The organism is Kribbella pratensis, assembly GCF_004366075.1.
Classification (GTDB): Bacteria; Actinomycetota; Actinomycetes; order Propionibacteriales; family Kribbellaceae; genus Kribbella; species Kribbella pratensis.
Genome location: NZ_SODU01000003.1, coordinates 1438768 through 1463506 on the forward strand (window position 1 = coordinate 1438768; position 24739 = coordinate 1463506).

22 protein-coding genes are annotated in these 24739 nt (G+C 69.6%); 14 read left to right on the forward strand and 8 right to left on the reverse strand.

What is annotated here, in order from left to right:
* Positions 1-5: 5 nt before the first annotated feature.
* Positions 6-746 (forward strand): DUF3109 family protein, encoded by a 741-nt coding sequence (locus EV137_RS31175; protein ID WP_134007853.1) that lies wholly within the window; start codon positions 6-8, stop codon positions 744-746.
* On the opposite strand, the gene EV137_RS31180 is transcribed toward EV137_RS31175, so the two are convergent.
* Entirely contained in the window at positions 739-1692 is a 954-nt protein-coding gene (locus EV137_RS31180) for an NAD-dependent epimerase/dehydratase family protein (RefSeq protein ID WP_134131743.1), read from the reverse strand. The genes EV137_RS31175 and EV137_RS31180 overlap by 8 nt on opposite strands.
* A 69-nt stretch (positions 1693-1761) precedes the next feature.
* Between EV137_RS31180 and EV137_RS31185 the strand changes: the two genes are divergently transcribed.
* Positions 1762-2391: a VOC family protein gene (locus EV137_RS31185; protein ID WP_134007849.1), complete on the forward strand. Its 630-nt coding sequence runs from the start codon at positions 1762-1764 to the stop codon at positions 2389-2391.
* Between the two features lie 8 nt (positions 2392-2399).
* Here EV137_RS31185 and EV137_RS31190 read toward each other — a convergent pair whose 3' ends face one another.
* On the reverse strand, positions 2400-3803 hold the full coding sequence (locus EV137_RS31190) for a WS/DGAT/MGAT family O-acyltransferase (RefSeq protein WP_134131744.1): 1404 nt from the start codon (positions 3801-3803) through the stop codon (positions 2400-2402).
* A 42-nt stretch (positions 3804-3845) separates the two neighbouring features.
* The gene (locus EV137_RS31195; protein WP_134131745.1) at positions 3846-5270 is read right to left on the reverse strand and encodes a beta-N-acetylhexosaminidase; all 1425 of its coding nucleotides are present in this window, start codon (positions 5268-5270) and stop codon (positions 3846-3848) included.
* A gap of 132 nt (positions 5271-5402) precedes the next feature.
* Here EV137_RS31195 and EV137_RS31200 point away from each other — a divergent pair, with 132 nt between their 5' ends.
* From EV137_RS31200 to EV137_RS31250, 11 genes are all read left to right on the forward strand, one after another.
* Positions 5403-6602, forward strand: a complete 1200-nt coding sequence (locus EV137_RS31200; RefSeq protein WP_238175662.1) for an MFS transporter — start codon at positions 5403-5405, stop codon at positions 6600-6602.
* Between the two features lie 4 nt (positions 6603-6606).
* Positions 6607-7302 carry a class I SAM-dependent methyltransferase gene (locus EV137_RS31205; protein ID WP_134131747.1) on the forward strand — a complete coding sequence of 232 codons (696 nt, stop codon included), beginning with the start codon at positions 6607-6609 and terminating at the stop codon, positions 7300-7302.
* A 91-nt stretch (positions 7303-7393) separates the two neighbouring features.
* Complete coding sequence (locus EV137_RS31210) at positions 7394-7945, forward strand: ATP-binding cassette domain-containing protein (RefSeq protein ID WP_134131748.1); 552 nt, start codon at positions 7394-7396, stop codon at positions 7943-7945.
* A complete protein-coding gene (locus tag EV137_RS31215; RefSeq protein WP_134131749.1) occupies positions 7935-9179 on the forward strand; it encodes an ABC transporter substrate-binding protein in 1245 nt (414 codons plus the stop codon). The genes EV137_RS31210 and EV137_RS31215 overlap by 11 nt, the downstream gene beginning before the upstream one ends.
* The gene (locus tag EV137_RS31220) at positions 9179-10951 is read left to right on the forward strand and encodes an ABC transporter permease subunit (protein ID WP_134131750.1); all 1773 of its coding nucleotides are present in this window, start codon (positions 9179-9181) and stop codon (positions 10949-10951) included. Before EV137_RS31215 ends, EV137_RS31220 begins: the two co-directional genes overlap by 1 nt.
* Entirely contained in the window at positions 10948-12249 is a 1302-nt protein-coding gene (locus EV137_RS31225; RefSeq protein WP_134131751.1) for a tetratricopeptide repeat protein, read from the forward strand. The genes EV137_RS31220 and EV137_RS31225 overlap by 4 nt, the downstream gene beginning before the upstream one ends.
* 9 nt (positions 12250-12258) lie before the next feature.
* Positions 12259-13659 carry a DNA repair protein RadA gene (gene radA / locus EV137_RS31230; RefSeq protein WP_131335478.1) on the forward strand — a complete coding sequence of 467 codons (1401 nt, stop codon included), beginning with the start codon at positions 12259-12261 and terminating at the stop codon, positions 13657-13659.
* A gap of 129 nt (positions 13660-13788) precedes the next feature.
* Positions 13789-14727, forward strand: a complete 939-nt coding sequence (locus EV137_RS31235; RefSeq protein ID WP_134007830.1) for a beta-ketoacyl-ACP synthase III — start codon at positions 13789-13791, stop codon at positions 14725-14727.
* A gap of 179 nt (positions 14728-14906) precedes the next feature.
* A complete protein-coding gene (gene disA / locus EV137_RS31240; protein ID WP_133785747.1) occupies positions 14907-16001 on the forward strand; it encodes a DNA integrity scanning diadenylate cyclase DisA in 1095 nt (364 codons plus the stop codon).
* A gap of 122 nt (positions 16002-16123) precedes the next feature.
* Entirely contained in the window at positions 16124-16699 is a 576-nt protein-coding gene (locus EV137_RS31245; RefSeq protein ID WP_134131752.1) for a PadR family transcriptional regulator, read from the forward strand.
* Positions 16675-18192, forward strand: coding sequence for a DHA2 family efflux MFS transporter permease subunit (locus EV137_RS31250; protein WP_134131753.1), 1518 nt, complete (start codon positions 16675-16677; stop codon positions 18190-18192). The genes EV137_RS31245 and EV137_RS31250 overlap by 25 nt, the downstream gene beginning before the upstream one ends.
* On the opposite strand, the gene EV137_RS31255 is transcribed toward EV137_RS31250, so the two are convergent.
* The gene (locus tag EV137_RS31255; RefSeq protein ID WP_134131754.1) at positions 18193-18861 is read right to left on the reverse strand and encodes a hypothetical protein; all 669 of its coding nucleotides are present in this window, start codon (positions 18859-18861) and stop codon (positions 18193-18195) included.
* 24 nt (positions 18862-18885) lie between these two features.
* Between EV137_RS31255 and EV137_RS31260 the strand changes: the two genes are divergently transcribed.
* Entirely contained in the window at positions 18886-19776 is an 891-nt protein-coding gene (locus EV137_RS31260; protein ID WP_202871206.1) for an iron-sulfur binding domain-containing protein, read from the forward strand.
* Between the two features lie 54 nt (positions 19777-19830).
* Here EV137_RS31260 and EV137_RS31265 read toward each other — a convergent pair whose 3' ends face one another.
* The 4 genes from EV137_RS31265 to EV137_RS31280 all read right to left on the reverse strand — a co-directional run bounded on the left by EV137_RS31265 (position 19831) and on the right by EV137_RS31280 (position 24735).
* Positions 19831-20781, reverse strand: coding sequence for a DivIVA domain-containing protein (locus EV137_RS31265; RefSeq protein ID WP_133785751.1), 951 nt, complete (start codon positions 20779-20781; stop codon positions 19831-19833).
* A gap of 72 nt (positions 20782-20853) precedes the next feature.
* Positions 20854-22770 (reverse strand): kinetoplast-associated-like protein, encoded by a 1917-nt coding sequence (locus EV137_RS31270; RefSeq protein WP_238175663.1) that lies wholly within the window; start codon positions 22768-22770, stop codon positions 20854-20856.
* Positions 22771-23110: 340 nt separating this feature from the next.
* On the reverse strand, positions 23111-24223 hold the full coding sequence (locus tag EV137_RS31275; RefSeq protein WP_134131757.1) for a CU044_5270 family protein: 1113 nt from the start codon (positions 24221-24223) through the stop codon (positions 23111-23113).
* Positions 24220-24735 carry a SigE family RNA polymerase sigma factor gene (locus tag EV137_RS31280; protein ID WP_202871207.1) on the reverse strand — a complete coding sequence of 172 codons (516 nt, stop codon included), beginning with the start codon at positions 24733-24735 and terminating at the stop codon, positions 24220-24222. The genes EV137_RS31275 and EV137_RS31280 overlap by 4 nt, the downstream gene beginning before the upstream one ends.
* Positions 24736-24739: the final 4 nt, after the last annotated feature.

The window sequence follows — 24739 nt, forward strand, 5'->3', positions numbered from 1 at the left end:
TCCAGGTGCCTGAGGTTTCTCTCGATTTCCCCCGTGCCTGGGTCGAGTTCACCGACCCCGCCGACCCCGACCAGGTCTTCCGCTGCGACCTGACCTGGCTGACCTCCAACTGGTCCTGCATCTTCGGCGGTGGCTGCCAGGGGATCTACAAGGGCCGTCCGAACGACGGCTGCTGCACCCTCGGCGCGCACTTCTCCGACGCCGACGACGAGAAGCGGGTCAAGAAGTACGTCAAGGAGCTCGGCAAGGACGACTGGCAGTTCCGCAAGGAAGGCCGGAGCAACGGCTGGGTCGAGACCGACGACGAGGGCGAGCGCAAGACCCGGGTCTGGGAAGGTGCCTGCATCTTCCTGAACCGGCCGGGCTTCGAGGGCGGCGCCGGCTGCGCGCTGCACGGGCTGGCACTGAAGCGCGGCGTACATTTCGTCGAGACCAAGCCGGACGTGTGCTGGCAGCTGCCGATCCGGCGGACCTTCCGCGAGGTGGAGCGGCCGGACGGGACGACGTACACCGAGGTCGGCATCGGCGAGTACGACCGGCGCGGCTGGGGACCGGGCGGGCACGACCTCGACTGGTACTGCACGGGCAACACCGAGGCGCACATCGCGGTCGAGCCGGTGTTCGAGTCCAGCAAGGTCGAACTGCAGACACTGATGGGTCCCAAGGCGTACGACGTACTCGCCGATCTGTGCCGTCAGCGCCTGGAGGCCGCGCGGCCGCTGCTGCCGCATCCCGCCTCTAAGTAGCGATCTTGCCGTTGTCGACGAGCCAGCTGATGCCGGAAAGGGCTGCCTCGAACGCGGAGTAGCGCGGACGGAAGTCGAGCAGTCTGGCGGCCTTGTCCATCGAGCAGTGGGGGCTGTGCTCGACGTGGTCCCAGGTAGCGGCCGCGTCCTGCTTGGACATCCGTTGCCGCAGTTGGCCGATCGGAAGGAAGCCGAGCTGGGCCGGCCGGCCGAACCAGTCGGCGACCGCGTGGGCGTAGCCGCGCAGGGTGATCGCGTCACTCGCCACCGCGTGGAAGCTCTCGCCGATCGCGGTCGAGCGACTCGCGATCGCGGCCAGGAACACGCCCGCGACATCGTCGGCGTGGACCGGGTTGAGCGTCTCCAGGCCGAGGTTCGGCAGCAGGACGTCGTGCCCCTGGGCGAGCTTCTCGTAGACGGCGAGGTCGAAGTTGCCGGCCGGGTTGACCGGCGTCCAGCCGGGGCCGCAGATGTGACCGGGGTGGACGATCGTGACCGGGAAGCCGTCGCGGCGGGCCTTCGTGAGCAGGTAGGCCTCGATCGCGGCCTTCTGCGTGCCGTAGTCGCCGAACGGCTTGCGCGGTGCGTCCTCGCGGGTCGGGACGCTCACGCTCGGTCCGTGGACCCAGATCGTGCCGCAGTGCAGCAGGTGCTGGATCTTCCCTTCGACCGCCTCGGCGAGCTGCCGGGCGCTGTCCTCGGTGAAACAGATCAGGTCGATGACGACGTCCGGGCTCAGGTCCGCGACCCGTCGGCCGAACGTCCCCGCGGCATCTTCCGCAGCCCGGTCGATCTGGACGAACTCCACGTCCTTCCAGGTGCCGTCCGAGTGGTACGGCGTACGCTCGCCGCGACTCAGCACCGTGACGTCGTGTCCGAGCCGGATCAGCCGCGGGACGAGATAGGTTCCGATGTGACCGGTACCGCCGATGACTACTGTGCGCATGGCACCTCACAGTAGTCCGACACACCCCGGGGGCCGCGAGTGTCGGTGAAGGGCGCAAGAATGACAGGCATGCGTCTGGATCATCTGTCGTACGCGTGCGGGCCTGATGGGTGCCGGGCGACCGTCGAGCGGCTGTCGGCGGCGCTCGGGGCGGAGTTCGTCGACGGCGGGGTGCATCCACGGTTCGGCACGGTGAACCAGATCCTCCCGCTGGAGAACGATCGGTACATCGAGGTCGTCGACGTGCTCGACCACCCGGCATCGGACAAGGCGCCGTTCGGTCAGGCGGTCCGGGCCCGCAAGGAGCTCGGCGGCGGCTGGCTGGGCTGGGTGGTGGCGGTCCGCGACATGGAGCGGATGGAGAAGCGCCTCGGACGGGAAGCGGTCCCGGGCAACCGGCATCGGCCTGACGGGGTCAACGTGACCTGGCGGCAGATCGGCGTGAAGGGCCTGATCGCCGACCCGCAACTGCCGTTCTTCGTGCACTGGGACGACCTCGGTCAGCACCCGTCGATCGGCGGCAAGGGCATCAAACTCACCGCCCTCGAGATCGCCGGCGACCCCGCCCGCGTCACCGACTGGATCGGCCACCCCGCCGACCACCTCCTCGACGACCTCGACGTCGACTGGCGCCCCAACGGCCAGCCCGGCCTGGTCTCCGCCGTCTTCGAAACCCCGAACGGCACCGTCCGGCTCTAGGCGATGGATCACCAGACAGGGCCTTGGTGGATCTTCTCGAGTTCCGTCAGGGACGTCTCGAGGTGGGCGAGCATGCGTTGCAGGTGCGGGACGGTGCGGCGGCAGCCGATCAGGCCGAAGTGGAGTTCGTGGGCGTAGCTGGTGACGCTGATGTTCAGCGCCTGGCCGTTGAGGACGATGCTCGCGGGGTACATGCCGAGTAGGCGCGAGCGGTTCCAGTAGAGCGGGCTGTCGGTGGGGCCGGGCACGTTCGAGATGACGACGTTGTACGGCGGTGTCGTATGACCGGCGACGCCCGGTAGGACCGCGGCGGGGCCCGCGACGCCGAAGCCGAGTGCGCCGACGATCAGGTTCTGCAGCGGGCTGAGGTCGGACAGAACACGTTTTCCGTGCGCGGTCGACGCCATGATCCGGCGGATCCGGCGCTCGGGATCGGCCTGGTCGGTGGCCAGGTCGGCGATGAGCGTGGCGAGCGAGTTCCCGCCACCGGGCGCGTCGTCCGACGTACGCAGAGAGACCGGCACCATCGCGGTCAGCGCCTTGTCCGGCAACGCGTCCAGCTCGAGCAGATAGTTGCGCAGGGCCCCTGAACACATCGCCAGCAGTACGTCGTTCAGTGTCGCGCCGGTGATCGTCCGGACCTTCTCCAGCCGTTCGATCGGCCACGACTGCGCCGCGAACCGCCGCGCGCCGGTGACCGGCTGGTTGAAGATCGTCCGCGGCGCCTGGAACGGCATCGTCGAGTGCAGCAGGCTCTTCACACCGGCCAGCGGGAGACCGGCCAGCCCGGCGGCTGTCTTCACCGCGTCACCCTGCACCTTGGCGATTGCCTGCAGCAACCCGGTCTCCGGCCGCGGCGCGGTTACCTTCGGCGGCAGCGCGTACGTGGCCGGCATGCCGGTGCGGGTCGGGTCGGTGGTGAGGGTGTCCTGCATCCAGCGCAGCGCGGTGACGCCGTCGATCATCGAGTGGTGGATCTTGCTGTAGATCGCGAACCGGCGGCCCTCGACGCCCTCGATCAGGTGCATCTCCCACAGCGGGCGGTGCCGGTCGAGCAGCGTCCCGTGCAGGCGGCTGGTGAGCTCGAACAGCTCGCGGTACCGCCCGGGACGGGGCAGCGCGGACAACCGGACGTGGTACTCCAGGTCGATCTGGTCGTCGTGTTCCCAGGACCAGTAGCCGAGGTCCACCGGCCGGTTCCGCACCCGGCGCGCGAACACCGGGTTCACCTCCGGCGCGGCCACCATCTCGTGGTACAGCCGCGACACGAAGTCCCGCGACGACTCCGGGAACACATGATCCCGCCCGGCCCCTTCCGGGAGCTCGAACAGCATCAGCCCACCGACATGCATCGGCTGCTCCCGCGACTCCCCACCCAGGAACATCGCATCCAGCGGCCCCACCACGCTCATGACCTCATCCTTGGCCAGGCGCGGGCGAGCCGTCCACCCCCGTCAGTCGAGGGGGCGGTAGTTGAGGCCTAGGGCCTCGATGCGGGCCAGGTGGGGGCGGAGGCGGGCGAGGAACTCGTCGTACGAGACCTTCGGGGAGCCCCAGGCGCGTTCGGCGAAGGCGGACAGGCGCGGCAGGAGCATGTAGCCGACCTGCTCCGGGCCTTCCATGTACTCGGTCCAGATCTGGCACTGGGTCCCGACGATCAGCGCCTTCTCCTGGTCGGACAGCGCCGCCGGGATCACCTCGAAGTCGTACACCTTCTCCAGCGGGATGTTCCCGCCGATGGCGAGCGGCTCGGTCGCGGGGTCGCCCTGGTAGTAGTCGAAGTACACCGACTCACACGGCGCCATCACGACTTCGTGCCCCGCCTTCGCCGCGACCTCGCCGCGCTGGGCGCTCCGCCACGCCATGATGACCGCGTCCTTCGGGCAGTCGGTCTCGACCATCTCGTCCCAGCCGACCAGCCGGCGCCCTTCCTCGGCCAACACCTCCGCGACCTGCGCGGTGAACCAGCCCTGCAACTGCCCCGGCTCGTCCAGCCCGAGCTCGGCCTGCCGCTTCTGCGCCGCCTCCGACTCGGCCCACTGCACCGACGGGCACTCGTCGCCACCCAGGTGGATGTACGGCGACGGGAAGATCTCCAGCACCTCACGCAGCACGGTCTTCACGAACTCGACGGTCGCGTCGTTCACGTTCAGCACGTCGTCGCTGATGCCCCAGTACTGGCGGACCGTCAACTGCCGGTCCGGGTGGTTCCCGAGCTCCGGGTACGCCGCGATCGCGGCCTGCATGTGACCCGGCAGGTCGATCTCCGGTACGACGGTGATCCCGCGGTCCGCTGCGTACGCGACGATCTCGCGCAGGTCGTCCTTGGTGTAGAACCCGCCGTGCGGCGTGCCGTCGTACTCGAACTCCTGCTGGCCGTGCGACATCTTGCCGACCATGGTCTCGGCCCGCCACGCGCCGACCTCGGTGAGCCGCGGGTACGCCTCGATCTCGACCCGCCAGCCCTGGTCGTCGGTGAGGTGGAAGTGCAGCACGTTCAGCCGGTGCAGTGCGAGCACGTCGATGATCCTGAGGACGAACTCCTTCGGCATGAAGTGCCGCGCGACGTCGAGCATCATCCCGCGCCAGCCGAACCGCGGCGCGTCCTCGACGTGCGCCAGCGGTACGGCGACCTTCCCGTCCGCGGCCGGCTCCGCCGACTCCACCAGCTGGGCGTACGTCGTCTCCGCGTACCGCAGCGCGTCCTCGGAGCCGGCCGTGAGCCGAGCGCCGTCCGCGCTGATGTCGATGCGGTACTCGTTCGGGTCGAGGTTCTCGACCACGTCCCGGACGGCGTCGGCGACCGGGTCGGCAGTGATCCACCGGCCTTCGTCGACGGTGAGTTGTCGCGGGGCAGGGACGATCGCGATGTCGGACATCCGGAGTCTCCAGAGGCGCGGTGAGATATGTCGGAACGATCCTATAAGTGCGTGGAAGTCGGTGGCGGAGAGCAGTCGTGAGCATCCGTAACGGAGCTGCCTTCTGCGTCAGGTTCATGAGAAGGTTTGCCCGTGACAAGCGAGCGGCAGCGGACGACCCTGCGGGTCCTGGTGGCGAGCAACGCGCTCGGTGGGGTCGCAACGGCGAGCGGATTCGCCGTCGCGGCTCTGCTCGCGGAGAACGTCTCCGGCTCCACGTCCATGGCCGGTCTGGTCGCCACGTCGACCACACTGGGCGCAGCCGTTCTCGCCGTACCGCTGGCCGGTCTGGCTCGCTCACACGGTCGACGGGTCTCGTTGAGCGTCGGCTATCTGATCGCCTTCGTGGGCGCTGCGCTGACGATTCTCGCCGCGCAGATCGGCTCGCTGGCGCTGCTGCTGGCTGCGGGCTGTTTCTTCGGCAGCGGCTCGGCCTCGAACCTCCAGTCGCGGTACGCCGCCACGGACGCCGCAGAGCCCAGCCGCATCGCCCGTTCGCTCGGGCTGGTCGTCTGGGCCACCACGATCGGTGTGATCGTCGGACCGAACTTGACCGGTGTCGGCGGCTCGGTGGGCGCGTCACTCGGCATCCTGGCCCTGGCGGGTCCGTACGTGTTCTCCGTCGTCGCCTTCGGCCTCAGCGCGGCCACGGTGTGGGTCGGCATGCGCAGTCAAGTACGGCCGGGCAAGGTGGAGCGGCAGCCGCTCGCCGAGACGTTCCGCCAGGTCATCCGCATCCCGCACGCGCGTCTCGGCCTGCTGGCGATCGCGACGGCACACGCGGTGATGGTCGGGGTGATGTCGATGACTTCGGTCCACCTGCGCCACCACGGCGCCTCGCTGACGATCGTCGGCTTCGTCATCAGCGGGCATGTGGCCGGCATGTACGCCCTGTCCCCGCTGACCGGGTGGCTGGCCGATCGGCTCGGCCGGATCCCCACGATCGGCATCGGGCTCGGCATTCTCGCGGTCGCGATGACACTGGCCGCTGTTGCGCCGGACGACGCGCACGCGCTGACCGGGCTGGCGCTGTTCACCCTGGGCCTCGGTTGGTCCGCCTGTCTGGTGGCCGGCTCCACGCTGCTGTCGCGGTCCGTGCCGGACGGCATCCGTACGTCGGCGCAGGGCCTGTCGGACCTGACGATGGGCGTCCTGGCTTCCCTTTCGGGCACAGCGGCCGGCCCGGTCCTCGCGTACCTCGGTTTCCACTGGCTGGCCGTCTTCTGCGGCATCCTCCTCATTCCGGCCGCCCTGCTCGCTGCAACGACCAAACAGGCAGTAGCTAGGGTCTAGCGGTGTGAGCATCGCGGAGGGCGGTATCCCGAGTCCGAACATCTGGCACCACCCGAAGGTGTACGAGATCGAGAACCGGGCGGTCGACCCGAACGGCGTGATCGAGCCGGCGATGCGGGCGATCCGCGACTGGGCCGGCGCGACGGTCCTCGACATCGGCTGCGGCACCGGGTTCCATCTGCCGACGTTCGCCGCGACGGCCGCACAGGTGATCGGCGTCGAGCCGCACGGAGCCCTGGCGGACGCGGCCCGTCGACGTACGCAGGCCTTGCCGAACGTCGACGTACGACAGGGCACGGCGCAACGCCTGCCGGTACCGGACGCCTCGATCGACGTGATGCACGCGCGCTGGGCGTACTTCTTCGGGCCGGGGTGCGAGCCCGGGCTGGCCGAGCTCGACCGGGTGATGCGCCGCGGCGGGACCGCGTTCGTGATCGACAACGACGGGAGCCGGTCGACGTTCGGTGAGTGGTTCAGTACGTCGTACCCGAAGATCAAGGCGCCTGTGGTGGAACGGTTCTGGACCGATCGCGGCTGGCACCGGACGCCGCTGGCCATGGGCTGGCGGTTCGAGAGCCGCGCCGATCTCGAGGCGGTCGTGAAGATCGAGTTCACGCCTCAGGACGCCAAGCGGATCCTGGCCTCGCATCAAGGAGTAGAGGTCGACTACGCGATCAACCTGTGGAGTCGAACCTTCTAGACGACACTCTGTGGTCTGCGGACGGACCTCCGGTCCTCATAGGGTTGACGCACCACTTGACGGGGCATTCCTGGGGAGGCGCCAGCCACGGATGGACGGACTGCTGCTCGATCACGTGCCGGGGCTGCCGGGGCGGCTCCGGATTGACGTAGGTGAGCAGCGTGCGGTGGTGGTGCCTCAGGCTGCCGACCGCCGCAGGCTGGCCGACATCGTGACCGGACTGGACGATCCACCGCCTGGTGCGCTGGTGCTGGCCGGCGGAACGGTCCGGCTGGTGCCTGCGGAAGGCGGCCTGCTCCCCCACCTCACTGTGCTCGGCAACGTGATGCACGGGCACCGCACGTCGCAGGCGATCACCAGACAGGCCGCGCGGGAAGCGAGTGTGGTCAAGGCGATCGGCTGTGGGCTGGAAGACGTGCTGGACCGCTACCCGTACGAGATCACCGCAGGCCGTCGCCGCCTGGCCGGAGTGGCTCGGGCACTCGGCGCGTACCCGCGAGCGATCGTGCTGGAGGACGCCAACGGCCTGCCTACGTGGGGATCGCTCCTGTCGCTCCGCCCCAATCCCGACCTGGCCTCAGCCGCGCTGCTGCTCATCACGACCAGCGCGTCACGGACTACGGGGTTTGCCGATGCTGAGTAGCCGCAGAGCGTTCCTGGGAACCGCAGCAACGCTTCTGCTCGCCGGGTGCTCGAGTGACGTACTGGGACTGCGACGTGCGGTCCGCGTGGCCGTCAGCTGGAGCGGCGAGGAACTGCGCGCGTTCCACAAGGTCCTGGACGGCCTGAGCCTGAGCTACCCGGTCGAGGTCGTGCCGCTCGGCGACGACATCTCCACCGCCTTCGGCGCGCGCTCCACCCGCAGACCGGACATCGTCATGCTGCCGCAACCGGGTCTGGTCCCCCGCCATCTCTCTGACCTGGAGCCGATCCCCGACGACATCGCACCACTCGGTCGGGCCCGCCTCTGGAAAGAGCTCCTGGTCCATGAAGGAACGACGTACGGCGTGCCGTTCAAGACAGCGCACAAGTCGGCGGTCTGGTACCGCCCCTCGGTGTTCCGGCAGGTCGGCGTACAGCCGCCACGGCTGTGGAGCGAGTGGCTGACGCTGAACCGGACGCTGACAGAGGCGGGCGTCACGCCGTTCGCACTGGCCGCAGGTGACGGCTGGGTCCTGACGGACTTCCTGGAGAACGTCCTGCTGGGCATCGCGCCGTCCGTGTACTTGGGGCTGGCTACGGCGACAGACCCGCGGCCGTCGCAGCAGCCGCAGTTCGGGGCCGCACTGCGGTTGCTGGGCACCATGTGGTCGGCACCTGGCCTGCTGGCCGGCGGAGTGGAGGAGTCGCTCGTCCAGCAGTTCCCGGACGCGGTGGTGGAGGTGTTCGGCCACCGCAAGGCCGCTATGGTGCTCGCGTCCGACTTCGCCGAACCAGTGGTGCGCTCGTTTGCCGCAGACCCCAGCGACATAGGGCTCTTCACGTTCCCTCCCATGACTGCCGGCGCTGCTGCACCCGTAGTCGTCGGAGGCGACGTGATGGTGCTGCCGAAGCCGACGACCGAAGACGCACGCGACCTTGTACGCCGGTTGTCCGCGCCGGCCGCTGCGAACCCGTGGATCGCCGAAGGCGGGTTCCTGGTCGACGGACGGACCAGCGGGTACTCCCCCGAGCTCACCCGGCTCGCCGAGCAGCTGACCAGGCCGGGAGAGCAACTGCAGTTCGACCTCTCGGACCGGCTCGGTCGCATCGGAGACATCAATGGGCTGTGGCGAGTGCTGACCGACTTCCTGGTCGCGGTCGGCCGTCGTGACACCGCCGTACAGGATGCGGTCGACGACGCGATGGCCGAACTGCGGAAGGTGGAGGAGGGCTGATGGGCCTGCAGACCAACGGCCTGTCGCTCGAGATCGTCGGCCGGGAGATCACCGGCCGTCCGGTGCAGGGCAAGCCGCGCCGACCCGCCGGACCGTACCTGCTGGGGCTGCCGGCGTTGCTGTTGAGCTGTGTGCTGCTGGTACCGATCGGTGTGACCGTGGTGGCGGCGTTCCGGACGCGTGGCGGGTTCGGGTTCGGCAACTTCGCGGTGATGAGCGACCCGTCCGCGCTGCATGCCGTGGGCAACAGTCTGTTATGGGTCATGGTCGCATTCGGGACCGTGGTGGTCGGGTTCTTCCTTGCTCTGTTGAGTTATCGGCTCCCGGCTGTCACGACGTTCCTGCAGCCCGCACTGGTCATTCCGTTCGCTGTGTCGGTGCTGGCGTCCGGTGCGACGTTCCGGCTGATCTTCGACCCGACACCGGAGCGCGGGACGATCACTGCCGTCTGGACGCGGCTGTTCGGCACCAGCCCGGTGTGGCTGGGTCCTGGCCTGTTCTGGCTGGTGCTGGTGTCCGCGTTCGGCTGGACCTGGCTCGGGTACGTCGTGTCGCTCTTCCGCGCCGGTCTGGACGCGATACCGGACGACGTGTCGCGGACGATCACAGCTGAAGGCGTGACGGGCTGGAGACGGCTGCGGGCGTTGGAGATCCCGCTGCTGCGTCCGGTGACCGGTGTGGTCACGCTGACGCTGGTGATTGCAGCAGTGCGGGTGTTCGACCTGGTGCTGATCGTCGTACCAGGGTCGATGCAGCGGTCCGCCGACGTACTGGGGCTGAACTGGTGGCGGGCCACGACGACAGGTGACGACTCCGGACGTACGGCGGCGCTCGGTGTCGTGCTGTTCGCGATCGTCGCGGCAGTCGGACTGATCGGCGTCCGCGGACTGCGCCGGCGGCGGTGGGCGATGCCGGTGACCGTCGTACGGCCGGATCCGTCACTAGGGCGACCGAAGCCGGGCAGGGTGGTACGGCGGTTCGGTTGGCTCATCGGGCTTGCTGTGGCACTGGTGTGGATCTTCCCGGCCGTCGTACTCGTCGCTACGGCGTTGCACGCACCGCGGGAAGCCGGTCTCCGCGGGTGGTGGTCGCTGTCCGGCCTGGGGTTCTCGTCGTTCGCTGCCGCGGCCAACGTCGGGTTGTTCCGGGCTCTGCTGTCCACGCTGGTGATCGCGGCCGCTGCAACTGCTGTCTTGCTCGTGATCGCCGTACCAACGGCCTACCTGGTCGCCTGGGGCGGTCTGCCGACGCGACTCGGGCGAATCGCGATGGGCGTGTTCGTCGTACTGGCCGTGACACCAGTGCAGATGTACGCCGCTCCGCTGCGGGATGCGATCGACACAGCCGGCTTGGCCGGGTCGCGGGTCGCACTGGCATTGGTACACGCGGCGGCCGGTCTACCGTTCGCCGTACTGCTGCTGCGATCCGCCTTCGCCTCTGCCCCACCAGCGCTCGTGTCCGAGGCTCTGCAGGGTCCAGCGCGACAGAGCGCCGTATTGGCGACTGTGCAGCGGACATACCGCCCTGCACTGGTTGCTGTTGCCGTGCTGGAGTTCGCGCTGGTGTGGAACGACTTCATCGTCGGGTTTCTGATCAGTGGTCCTGGTACGACGCCGTTGTCGCTGGTGCTGTGGGGTGAGGCGCGGCAGTTCTCCACGTCGAGCGGACCGGTCGCTGCTGCGGCTGTTGTCGCGTCGGTAGTACCTGTGGTTCTCATGCTGTCGTTCTGGCGGACCGTGGTGCGCGGACTGACGACAGGGAGCCGGCCATGAGTGAGGAGCAGCCGAAGCCGACGCAAGAGCCACCAGAGGAGCAGTCGCGGATCCAGGAGTTCTCCCTGGTCGTCGGCGGTGTCGCATCCGCGTTGCTCACCGACCTCACCTCCCAGCTGCTGAACCAGAGCCTCGGCCAACGCGGCATTGTGCAGTGGGTCGGGTACTCCGTGGCCGCTCTGCTCGTGGTCATCTCTTACCTTCGGCTGCGTGCACGGCGCCGGCGTGCACGCAGCCGCCGCCTGCAAGGCGCGAGTGAACTGCACGCTGCGGCCGAGGAAGCCGAGCAGTGGATGATCGCGCTCGGCTCGGACGCCGGCGGGATGGCCGCCGCCGAGTGGTTCACGGTCAACGAGGACTGGCTCCGCGACCTGGTTGCGACCGAGAAGCCGCAGAACGCGGCCGTCGACGACTACGCCCGGATCTGCGACGCCCTCGAGGCGTGGTACGTACGCCGTCCCGACCCCGAAGCCCTCCTCGAACTGAGCGAGCTCCTGAGCGCCACGGCCGAGGCCAACGGACGCCGGGGTCTCGCCGAGCTCGCAGCGGCGCGCGCGGCAACGGCGTACCGGATGCTGGGTGACCTGGACACCGCCAGCACCCGGCTGGGCGTCTCCGACAACATCGCGACCCACGGCCGTACGGCGGCTGCGCTGAAGATGAGGCGCCAAGTCGAACGCGCCCTGCTGCACCTGGCCCGGGCCGAACGCGCACCAGCCGGCAACGACCGCGACGAGGCCGTCCTGAACGCCCGCGACCGTCTCGACGACGCACGACTCGCTCGCCCCGGTCCTGACCTCGCGGCCGATGTGGCGATCTCCATCAACCTCGCCGTCGTGCACCTGTATCAGCACGACGACGAAGGCGCCCTGGAGCAGCTGCGACCCGCACTCGCCCGTGCTACAGCGGCCGGCGACGTGAGTGGACAGGCCCATGCGCTGGAGCTCATGGGCGTGGCCGCGTGGATGCGGCGCAACCAGCACGAGGCCGGCAGCCGGTGGGAGCATGCCGCCCATCTGTACGCCGAGATCGACGAACGCGAAGGCCACGCCCGCTGCCTGCAGCACCTCGGCTCCGCGGCCGTCCACTCCGGCGACCTGGACACCGCGCGCGAACTGCTCGAACGGAGCGCGACGCTGCGGACGTCGGAGAGCGAGATCCTCACCAAGTACCTCGACGCGGCCCGCCGTACCTCGGAACTTCCCGTCGTCGCCGACGACCCACCACGCCGTACGGCGGTCACCTGGCTGAAACGCCTCCTGCGGACGGTCAGACGTTTTGTCGGCGGGCTCACCTAGGTTGGTCCCATGGCGAAGGCGGGGACTCAGGCAAAGAGCAAGGCTGCGTACGCGTGCTCCGAGTGTGGATGGACCTCGGCGCGGTGGATCGGGCGGTGCGGCGAGTGTCAGGCCTGGGGCACGGTCACCGAGGTCGGTGCACCGAAGGCCGCGCGGATCACCGCCGGCCCGGTGACGTCGCCGGCGATGCCGATCGCGAAGGTGTCCGCGATCGAGGCCGAGTCCCGCCCGACCGGCATCGGCGAACTCGACCGCGTGCTCGGCGGCGGTGTCGTGCCGGGCGCGGTGATCCTGCTCGCGGGCGAGCCGGGCGTCGGCAAGTCCACGCTGCTGCTGGAGGTCGCGGCGCAGTCGGCCCGCGGCGGTCAGCGGACGCTCTACGTGTCCGGTGAGGAGTCGGCCGCGCAGGTGCGGCTCCGCGCCGGGCGGACCGACGCGCTCGTCGACGAGCTCTTCCTGGCGGCCGAGACCGATCTGGGCGCGGTGGTCGGTCAGGTCGACGCGGTCGAGCCGTCGTTCCTGGTGATCGACTCGGTGCAGACGATGGCGCACCCGGAGGTCGACGGGGCGCCGGGTGGCGTGACGCAGGTCCGCGAGGTGACCGGTGCCCTGGTCCGGCTCGCGAAGGAGCGGCACATCGCGGTCGTGCTGGTCGGCCACGTGACGAAGGACGGCGCGATCGCCGGTCCACGGATGCTCGAGCACCTGGTCGACGTCGTGCTCGCGTTCGACGGCGACCGGCACTCCGGGTTCCGGATGGTGCGCGCGACCAAGAACCGGTTCGGCCCGTCCGACGAGGTCGGCTGTTTCGACATGGTAGACACCGGGATCGTCGAGGTCACCGACCCGACCGGACTGTTCGTCTCCGAGCACGCCGAGCCGGTGGCCGGCACGTGCGTGACCGTGATGATGGAGGGCCGCCGCCCGCTGCTGGCCGAGGTGCAGGCACTGGTCGGTCCCTCCGCCGCACCACAACCGCGCCGCACCACGTCCGGGCTGGAGTCGTCCCGGGTCGCGATGGTCCTCGCCGTACTGGGCAACCGGGCCGGCCTGAAGCTCGCCGACCAGGAGGTGTACGTCGCCACCGTCGGCGGCGTGAAGATCACCGAGCCGGTCGCGGACCTGGCGGTCGCGATCGCGGTCGCGTCCTCGGTGATGGACAAGCCGATCCACCCCGGGCTGGTCGCGATCGGCGAGGTCGGCCTGGCCGGTGAGGTACGCCGCGTCGGCGGCCTGGAGAAACGTCTCGCGGAAGCCGCCCGGCTCGGTTTCACCAAGGCGATCGTCCCCGCCGACATCCCGAACCGCAGCAAGGACGTGAAGCCGATGGACATCCAGAAGAAGTACGGCCTCCGCACCTTCGCCGCCCCCGACCTCCGCTCCGCCCTGCTGGCCGCGGGCCTCGCGTAGAACCCCTGTGTTCCCCGCCACAGGTGAGACGGGGGATCTACAGGCCGTGGGGCGGGAACGTACCCTGGGGGACGCCCCGCCGGGTTCATCGTCGAGCCCGGGTGTACGACGACCCGCAGGAGCACGCAGATGACCGGATCAAGAGTTGTCGCGCTCGGCCACTACCAGCCGGAACGGGTGCTCACCAACGACGAGCTCGCCACGATGGTCGAGACCAACGACGAGTGGATCCAGAGCCGGGTCGGCATCCGGGAGCGCCGGATCGCGGCGCCCGACGAGCAGGTCGACGAGATGGCCTGGCGGGCCGCCGACAAGGCCCTCGCGAACGCGGGGATCGACACCTCCGAGATCGACTACGTCGTGGTCGCCACCTGCACCGCGATCGACCGGTCGCCGAACATGGCCGCCCGGGTCGCCGCTCGCCTCGGCCTCGGCAACCCGGCCGCGATCGACCTGAACACCGCCTGCTCGGGCTTCGCCTACGCACTGGCGACGGCCGACCAGGCCATCCGGGCCGGCGCCGCGACGAAGGCCCTGGTCATCGGCGTGGAGAAGCTCAGCGACTGGACGGACTGGACCGACCGCACCACCTGCGTGCTGATCGGTGACGGCGCGGGCGCGGCCGTGCTGGTCGCGAGTGACGAACCCGAGGTCGGTCCGGTGGTGTGGGGCTCGGTGCCGGAGATGTCGGACGCGGTCCGGATCGAGGGCCGCGACGGCCCGTTCGCCCAGGAAGGCCTGAGCGTCTTCCGCTGGGCCACCACGCAACTGCCGGAGATCGCCAGGCAGGTCTGCGAGAAGGCCGGCCTGAAGCCCGAGGACCTCGGCGGCGTCGTCCTGCACCAGGCCAACCTGCGCATCATCGAGCCGCTCGCGAAGCGGCTCGGCGCGGTCAACGCGGTGGTCGCCAAGGACGTCGTGGAGTCCGGCAACACGTCGGCCGCGAGCATCCCGATCGCGTTGTCGAAGCTGGTCGAGAAGCGCGAGATTCCATCCGGCGCGCCGGTGCTGCTGTTCGGATTCGGCGGCGGTCTTTCGTACGCCGGTCAGGTCATCCGCTGCCCCTGACACGGAAGCCGTCGTACCTCCAGGGACCTCGTTCACGCGGGAAATCAGAAGTGCACAGTCCGATGCACGGGCGAGTGCACGCGCATGCGCCGTCGCGGGCCGATCCGCGAGCGCCGTAGCGAGCGCTGCGCCAGATATCCGGACAACGGCAGGCGGCTGACCGCATAGACTCAGGTTCCGTGGCGGCGAACACGGACAAGAACAGCACCGGCGCCCGGCTCCGCGCGACGCTCGCGGCGGTGGCACCGGGTACCGAACTACGCGAAGGCCTGGAACGGATCCTGCGCGGACGGACCGGCGCTCTGATCGTGCTCGGGCACGACAAGGCGGTGGACGCGATCTCCACCGGCGGCTTCGAGATCGACGTCGAGTTCACCGCGACCGGACTGCGTGAGCTGAGCAAGATGGACGGCGCGATCATCCTCGACCGAGACGCCACCCGGCTGATCCGCGCGGCCGTCCACCTGATGCCGGACCCGTCGATCGTCACCCAGGAGACCGGCACCCGGCACCGCACCGCCGACCGCGTCGCGCGGCAGACCGGGTTCCCGGTGATCTCGGTGTCGCAGTCGATGCACATCATCGCGCTGTACGTCGACGACCAGCGCTACGTGCTCGAGGACTCGGGCGCGATCCTGTCCCGCGCCAACCAGGCGCTGGCCACCCTCGAGCGCTACAAGCTGCGGCTGGACGAGGTGTCCGGCACGCTGTCCGCCCTCGAGATCGAGGACCTGGTCACCGTCCGGGACGTGGCCGCCGTCGCGCAGCGACTCGAGATGGTCCGCCGGATCGCGACCGAGATCGACGGGTACGTCGTCGAGCTGGGCACCGACGGCCGGCTGCTCACCCTGCAGCTCAACGAACTCGTCGCGGGCGTGGCCGGCGAACGTGAACTGGTGGTCCGCGACTATCTCCCGCCGGCGACGGGTCGCCGGGCCAAGACCGCGGACGACGTATTGCTCGAGCTGGACGCCGTCAGTCCGACGGACCTGCTGGACATCGGCCAGGTCGCCCGGGCGCTGCAGCTCGGCGGCGCCGAGCAGCTGGACGCGGCGGTCACCCCGCGCGGGTACCGGCTGCTGGCCAAGGTGCCGCGGCTACCGGGTGCCGTGATCGACCGGCTGATCGACCACTTCGGGCACCTGCAGAAGTTGCTCGCGGCAAGCATCGACGACCTGCAGACGGTCGAGGGCGTCGGCGAGAACCGGGCCCGCACGGTCCGCGAGGGCCTGTCCCGGCTGGCCGAGTCCAGCATCCTCGAACGCTACGTCTGACCACCCGCGGTCAGCAGACGCCCCCGGTTCGTAACAGAACCCGGGGGCGTCTTGCATTTCGGTGCGGATCGTCTAATACTCCATGTGGAACATTTCGTGCGGAGCAATCCAGGTGGAGGATCATGGCGGCCGAACTGACCCCGTTGGCGATCTCGGTCCTCGCGTTGCTCAAAGAGGAACCGATGCACGCCTACGAGATGTACCAACTGCTGGTCAAACGACACACGCACTGGCTGGTCAAGGTCCGCCCCGGCTCGCTCTACCACACGGTCGAGCGGCTGGCGCGGCTGAACTACGTCCGCGCCACCGGCACCGAACGGGCCGGGAACCGCCCGGAACGGACGACGTACGAGCTCACGCCGGAAGGCGACGACGCCCTGACCCGGCGGGTCGAGACGGGGATCGAGGAGTACGTCCACGAGTACCCGCTCTTCCCCGTCGTGCTGAGCGAGGCGCACAACCTCGACGCCGAGGACGCCGTACTCCGGTTCCGCAGCCGGATCGTCGATCTGGAGCGCTGGGTGACCGAGATCGACGGCGCACTGGCCGGCGCTCAGGAGCGGCAGGTGCCGGAGGTGTACTGGATGGGCGGCGACTACCTCCGGACCCAGCTGATCTCCGAGCGCGACTGGCTCGCCACCACCATCGAACGTATCGAGAGCAAGGATCTGCCATGGCAACCCCGCAACAATCCGTGAGGCCCTCCGAGGTGCGGCCGTGGCCCGCGCTGTGGGCGCTGGTGCTCGGCTTCTTCATGATCCTGGTCGACTCGACCATCGTCTCGGTCGCCACCCCGGCGATCCTCGAGGACCTCGGGGCGGACGTCGGCACGGTCGTCTGGGTGACCAGCGCGTACCTGCTCGCGTACGCCGTACCGCTGCTGATCACCGGCCGCCTCGGCGACCGGATCGGCCCCAAGAAGCTGTACCTGACCGGGCTGGCGCTGTTCACGCTGGCGTCGGTCTGGTGCGGCCTGACCAACTCGATCGAGATGCTGATCGTGGCCCGGGTGTTCCAGGGTCTCGGCGCCTCGATGATGACGCCGCAGACGATGGCGGTCATCACCCGGATCTTCCCGCCGAACGAGCGCGGCCGGGCAATGAGCCTGTGGGGCGCGACCGCCGGCGTGGCCACGCTGGTCGGCCCGATCCTCGGCGGTGTGCTGGTCGACGGGCTCGGCTGGCAGTGGATCTTCTTCATCAACGCGCCGGTCGGCGTGGTCGGCTTCGTGCTGGCGATGCGGCTGGTGCCGGACCTGCCGACGCACGAGCACAAGTTCGATCTGATCGGGGTCGTGCTGAGCGCGGTCGGGTTGTTCCTGCTGGTGTTCGGGATCCAGGAGGGGCAGAAGTACGACTGGGGTCAGATCAAGGGCCCGATCTCGGTCTGGTCGCTGATCATCGCCGGCCTCGTCGTACTGGCGATCTTCGTCGTCTGGCAGTCCCGCAACCGCGGCGAGCCGCTGCTGCCGCTGGGCCTGTTCAAGGACCGCAACTTCTCGCTGGCGAACGTCGCGATCACCACGGTCGGGTTCGCGATCACCGCGATGGCGTTCCCGCTGATGCTGTGGGCGCAGGCGGTCCGCGGGCTGACGCCCACGCGATCGGCGCTGCTACTGGTGCCGATGGCGGTCATCGCGGGTGCGTTGTCGCCCTTCGTCGGGCGACTGGTCGACCGGACGCCGCCGCGCTTCATCGCCGGGTTCGGGCTGCTGTGCTGCGCGGTCTCGCTGTTCTGGATGAGTCAGGTGATCGAACCCGACGTACCGATCTGGCAGCTGCTGCTGCCGATCGCCTTGCTGGGTGTCGCCAACGGGTTCATGTGGGCGCCGATCGGTACGACGGCGACGCGGAACCTGCCGATGCACCAGGCCGGCGCCGGGGCCGGCGTCTACAACACGACGCGACAGGTCGGCGCGGTGCTCGGCAGTGCGAGCATCGCCGTACTGATGGAGTCGCGGCTGGCGCACAACCTGCCCGCGATGGCCGGCGGCACGCCTGCGGGCGAGGGGTTCTCCAGCGGCCGGCTGCCCGAGATGGTCCGGCAAGGGTTCAGCGACTCGATGGCGCAGTCGATGGTGCTGCCGGCCCTGGTGTTGCTGGTCGGGCTGGTCGCCGCGCTGCTCTTCGTCGCGCCCAGTCACCTGCAGAAGCAGACAGACGAGGCGACTCAGCCGGTCGAAGCCGGCTGATCACACCACCAGGAAGGCCTGGGCGCCCGACAGGCGGCCGTCGTACTCGGCCTTGACGACATAGGTTCCAGGCTTTGCGACCGGTTGACCCGGAAGGCAGCCAGGCCTGGACCGGTGTCCGTTCCAGGGCACCGTGACCGTCGATTGTTTGCCCTTGGCAATGACAAGGGCCGTGGTCTGGATCGCCTTGTCGCATTGGGTCGTGCTCCAGATCTGGTCCGTTCCCGACGTGACCGTGACGGTCAGCTTGTCGGCGTTGACGGTCGCCTTGCACCCGTCGTCGAGCGGCGTGAACTGGATGACGAAGTTCAGCATCGAGCCGGAGACGATCTTCCGGTTCGCGGGCAACGCGTCGATGCTGAGGTCCGAGCCCTTGCAGGTGAGGTCCGCGGGCGGCGTGGTCTTCGTCGGCTTCGGAGTCTTCGTCGGCGTCGTACTCGGTTCGGTGCTCCGTTCGGTGCTCGGCGTCCCGGAAGGTGTGGCCGGCGCGGCGCCGGTGGGGTTCGGCTGCGGGTCCGACGCGGCGGCGTTCTTCGTGTCGTCGCCACCGCCCGCGAACAGCCGCGAGATCAGGATGACCAGCACCACTACGACCGCGAGCACGAGTCCACGCCGGAACCAGTACACGCTGGCGGGCAGGTGCCCGACCGGACGGAGCAGACTGCTCATGAAGCGCACTCTAATATCGGCTCCGTGCAGGACCACTCAGGCTCGCCGCTAGCTCTCCATGACCCAGTACTGCGCTGGTACGACGTAAATGCGCGGGAGTTGCCGTGGCGGGAGCCGGGGGCCGGGGCGTGGGCTGTGATGGTCAGTGAGTTCATGCTGCAGCAGACACCGGTGAATCGGGTGCTGCCGGCGTACCGGAGCTGGCTGGAGAGGTGGCCGAAGCCGGTGGACCTGGCCGCAGAGGCTCCTGGTGAGGCTGTGCGGGCCTGGGACCGGCTCGGGTACCCCAGGCGCGCCCTCCGGCTGCACGCGGCCGCTCAGGCGATTGTGGAGCGTCACGGCGGCGAGGTCCCGGACGACCATGCCGCTCTGCTCGCACTGCCCGGAGTCGGGACGTACACGGCCGCCGCGATCGCATCCTTCGCCTTCGGCCAGCGGCACGCCGTGGTCGACACGAACGTACGCCGGGTCCTTGCGCGCTCCCTCACCGGCGTCGCGCAGCCGAGCATCTCCCCCACCGCGGCCGATCAGCGCCTCGCCGTCAGTGCACTGCCCGCCGACGAGCGCACCGCCGCCCGCTGGGCCGTGGCCTCCATGGAGCTCGGCGCCCTCGTCTGCACCGCCCGTACGCCGCGCTGCGCCGACTGCCCCATCCAGTCCCAGTGCGCATGGGTCCTGGCCGGAAGCCCGCCGTACGACGGACCTCCGCGCCGCGGCCAGACCTACGAAGGCACCGACCGGCAAGCTCGCGGCCGTCTTCTTGCCGTACTGCGAGCCGCATCGGCGCCCGTAGCGAAGAGCGAGCTGGACACCTGCTGGCCGGACCCCGTCCAACGCGAACGGGCCCTGGACGGTCTGGTGGCCGACGGCCTCGTCGAACCTCTCAGCCGTCACCGCTACCGGCTTCCTGCGTGACAGACCAAGACGCCGGCTCGATGGGCTCGAGCCGGCGTCTTATGTCGTGGTACTTCAGTTCTTCTTGCTGCCGGAGGTGGCGTCTTCCTCGTCGTCGGCCAGCAGGTCGAGCGGCATCGCGGGGCTGCCGGACAGCGTCGCCAGCATCTGGCGGACGTTGGTCAGCTGCGCGTTGATGCTGTCCCGGCGCTGCGTCGCGGCCGCGAGCTCGCGCTCGGACTCGGCACGGATCCGCTCGGACTTGTCCTTCGCGGCGGCGACGATCTCCTGGGCCTGCCGGTTCGCGTCGGCGAGCTGCTGCTGGGCGAGCCGCTCGGCCTCGGACCGCGCACGGTCGGCCTCACGCTGCACCTGAGCAGCGCGGTCGGTGACGGCGGCCAGCTGCTGCTCGGCGAGCGCGGTACGGGCGGCGAACTCCTGCTCGACCTTGCCCCGGCGCTCGGCCAGGGTGGTCTCGAAGGCGGCCGCGGCCTGAGCGGACTTGGCCCGCTCCTGCTCGTACAGCGCCTGGGCCTCGCTGCGGCGCGCGGTGGCGTCGCGCTCGGCCTCGTCGCGCATGTCGTCGGCCTGGGTCCGGGCCTCTTCGAGGATCCGGGCGGCCTCGGCGTCGACCTCGCTCTTCCAGTCCAGGGAGTACTGCTCGGCCTCCTTGCGGACCTTCTTCGCGTGCGCCTCGGCGTCGGCGACGATCGCCTCCGCGTCGGTGCGGGCGCGGGTCACCAGGTCACGGGCCTCGTCGTCGGCCAGCGACAGGATCTTCGCGACGCGCTCACCGAACTCGGTGAAGGTGGGCGTGCGGTCCTTGGAGTCCTCCTGGGCGGAGATGACGGCCGCTTCCGCCGCGTCCGTGCGGGACTGCAGCTCCTGGACGTGCCGCTGCAGCTGCTCGGACTGCTGCTGCAGGGCGGTCAGAGAGGTGGTCAGCTCACGGATGTGCTGATCCACCTGGGCAGGCTCGTAGCCACGCAGAACGGTGCGGAACGGGGTTGGGCTTTCACTGCTCATGTTTTCCGATGCTCACTTCGATGGGTGGGTGGATCACACATTGTCACTGACAAGGATCTGACTGTCACGTCCTCATCCTGATTCCCCCGTGGAACCCTCACTGGAGGACATTCCACCACCTGGGCGGAACCCCGGTACAGCGAGTGCCTCGATCACACCCGAAAGCTGGGTGAGCTCCTTGGTGATCTCATCACGGCGCTGGTTCAGCGCAGCGACCCTCGCCTCGGCTTCGGCGAGAAGTTTTCGGGCCTGGGCCCGCAAGGTGTCGGCGTGCTCGCGGGCCTGGGCCTCGAGCTGCTGCGCCTCCGCGCGGGATTTGCGGATCAGCTCGTGCGCCTGACGCTGCGCCGCGGACAGGTCGTTGGCCGCGCGCTCCCGCAGGACCTGGGTGCTCTGCTCGGCCTCGGCCTCGCGGCGATTGGCGCGCTCGATGATCTCCCGCGCGTCCTCGGCGGCGGACGCCTTCAGCCGGTCGGCCCGGGTCTGTGCCTGGGCGGTGAGCCGCTCGGCCTCCTGCTTGGCGGCGGCCAGGGTCGCCTCGGCCTGCTCGCCGGCCGAGTACAGCGTGGTCTCGGCGAGCTGGGTCAGCTCGGCGTTCTCCTTGGCGATCGCGTCCTGGGTCTGCTTGAGCCGGCTGGTCGACCGGCCGACCACGCGGCGCAGGTGCGCACGCTTCTGCTTGAGCAGCTCGGCCGCGTCGGCGGCGGCCTGGTCGCGGATCGACTGCGCCTCGGACTCCGCGGCGCCGATCAGTTCGTCGACGGTCTTCTTGCTCCACAGCGTCTGCTTCTCGGCCTCGGCCATCGCCGCCTCGGCCGCCTTGTTCGCGTCCTCGACGATCCGCTGCGCCTCGGCCGCCGCCGTCCGGCGGTCCGCCTCGATCGAGTCCACGACCAGCTTGGCCTGGGCCCGGGCATCCGCCATCAGCCGCTCGTTACCGGCCTCGGCCTCGGCTTTCTGCTCGGCGATCTCCGCGACCGCCTCGGCCCGCAGCTTGTCGATCTCCAGCGAGATCGCGGCCAGCTTGGCGCGCTCGGTCTCCTCGAGCTCCGCCGTACGGCGTTCCAGCTCGGTCCGGTTCTCGCCGCGCAGCCGCTCGATCTCGGCGTGCGCGTCGGCGATCTCGACGCGGGACCGCTCCCGGGCCGCCTCGACCTCGCGCTCGACCGCGGCCCGTAGCTCGGCCGCCTCCGACTCGGCACGGGCGATCAGGTCGGCCTCGTTGCGTACGGCGGCCTGCGACACCAGCGCGGCCTGCTCGCCGGCGTCGGCGACCAGCTGCTGCGCCTCGCGGCGGGCCCGCTCCACCATCGCCTGGGCGGACTCGCGAGCCATCCGGGCCTCGTCGAGGAGATCGTCGGCCTCGTCCTTCACCCGGCGCGCTTCAGCCTCGGCCTCCGCAACCCGCCGATCCGCCGCCGCCTGCGACTCGACCCGCAACTTCTCGGCCGCCGCCTCACTCTCCACCCGAAGCTGTTCGGCAGCGGCCTCTGAGTCCGCCCGACGCTTGGCCACCTCTTCGGCGACCGCAGCGCGGAGCTGGTCGGCGGCGGACTCCGACTCGAGTTTGAGCCGCTCGGCGAGAGCGGTTGCCTCGGCACGAACTCGCTCGGCCTCGGCCTTCGACTCGGAGGTCAGTTGCTCGGCCGCGGCGGCAGCATCCCGGCGTACCCGCTCGGCCTCGGCGGTCGACTCGGCGCGGAGTTGCTCGGCGGACCGCTCGGCGTCGTCCAGCACGCGCTGGGCGGCCGTCATCGCGTCCGACCGGAGCTTCTTCGCGGCGGCCTCGGCGTCGGCCTGCAGACGCTCGCTCGCGGCCCGGATCCGCGCGGCCTCGTCGCGGGCGAGATCGTTCTCGTGCTCGGCCTGCTCGCGGAGCGTGTCAGCGATCCGCTGGGCCCGCTCGAGAACTCCACCCGCCTGCCGCACGCCAAAGGAACCGGTGTCGGCGACCGGTTCCTGGGTCAATGGCAGACGCGGCGCGTCCATGCGACGAGATGATTCCATCCTCGGCCCCCTTTCCGACAGTCCGGGTCCGAACAGCGTGGTCACAGGGTTACAACGCGGCAGACAGGCGGTAAGTAACTGCTTGCTCAGCAGTCGCGCGATCTTCCCATCGATCCTTCTGCGACGGAAGCCGTCTCCGTATCGAAGCGATCACGCTCCGCAGGACGATACGACCAATCAGTAGCCTTCGCACAAATCGGGCGTGTTTTCGGTACGCCGAGCAGCGTCGGAGTACTCGCACACCGGCCTGGACCAGTCCCGTAGTGAACATGCGACGACCCGCCAACCCCCGGGAGGGTCGGCGGGTCGAGGCGAGGTGACCTCACTTGATGGCGGCGGGTGGCGCCTCCGGGGTGTCGTTGGTCCAGCCGGAGAGCAGGATCGTGCTGTCCCCGTTCTTCCCGCCCGTGTGGCTGCTGCTCAGCAGCTTGCCGGTCTTCGGGTCGACGATCAGCCGGAGGTTCAGCTGGTACGCCGGGAAGGAGAACCCGACCGCCGTACCCGTCCGGCCTCCCAGGTCCGTGACGTTCTGCTGGACCGTGGCGCCCGGCAGCCCGGCCAGTAGCCGGAATGCGGCTCCGCGGACCTTCGGCAGTGCTGGAGTGTCACTGAGCAGACCGGCCGAGAGCTGCGCGAGAGCCGCGACGTCAGTGGCATCAGGAGCGGTCGACGCCTTCACGTCGAGCAGCCGGGCGCGCAACTGCTCCGGGCTTGCCGGCAGCGCCAACACGTCCTGCAGCGTGCCGTTCGCACCGAGCGCGGTGTAGCGATCCGCGGCGTCCTTCGCCTCGAAGAACGTGGCCTTTCCTAGCTTGGACGAAATGACCTGGTCGTGCTTGACCGCGGTGTCGGCCGGACCGGCGTTCCAGTTCGCCGGCGCTCCCGCCTTTCGCCAAGCCGCCTCGTCGGCCGCCGTTGCCGGGTGTGCACCCAGCGAGCGGGTTCCGATCCAGGCGGTGCCGCCCTTCAGGCCGGTCCAGGTCTCGGTCACCGTCAGCTCACGCAGTTTGTAGCCGCCCGGACCGGCCGGGCCCGACCCGCAGCAAACGATCTTGCCGCCTGCCATGACGGTCCACTCCCTGCTCTGGACCTTCCGCACCCGGAAGTACTTACCCGTCGTCGGTTCGGCCTTCTCCTCCTGGGCCGCCGCGACCAGGAGCAGTTGGCCGGCCGACATGGCCGTCGTGGTGCCGGCCGCGGGAGGCGCCGAGAGTGCGGAGTCCGAGTCGCCGGAGTGCGGGCCAGGTGCGAACGCCAGCGGCACCGCGAGGGCGCCGACGACGACGGCTGCGGCGACCGCGGTGAGGCCGGCGCCGGCGAACCGGCGGCGACGGGCGGCACGCCGGCCGCGGCTGAGGTCGGCTGCGACGTCTTCGTCGGTGACGACCGGGTCGGTACCGGCTGCGTGCTCGAGAAGGCTCTTCAGATCAGTCATCGCACTTGCTCCAGTGTGTTCAGGGGTTCGACGATGAGGTCGCGCAGCTTGTCCAGTCCACGAGCGGTCTGGCTTTTGACGGTGCCCTGACTGCTGCCCATCAGCTCGGCGGCAGCGGCCACGTCCAGATCGCAGAAGTACCGCAGGACGACAGCGGCCCGTTGGCGCCTGGGCAGCTGTTCGAGCGCGGCCAGCACGGTCAGCCGATCCTCCGGTCCGGAGCCGGCCTGCGGTCCGGGCTCGGCGACCTCGCCGGTCAACGTCTCGCGATGACGCCAGAACCGGCGCTTCTCGTCCAGGAACACGTTGATCAGGATCTTGTCGGCGTACCGCGCCGCTCCGGTCTCGGCCCGGACCGCGCCCCACTTCACGTAGAGCTTGGTCAGTGCGGTCTGCACCAGATCCTCGGCCCAGTGCGCGTCCCCACTGGTCAGCAGACGCGCGATCCGCATCATCCGCCCGCGGTGGGCACTCACGTACTCGGTGAAGTCCTGATCTCGGTTGCTCGCCACGCGT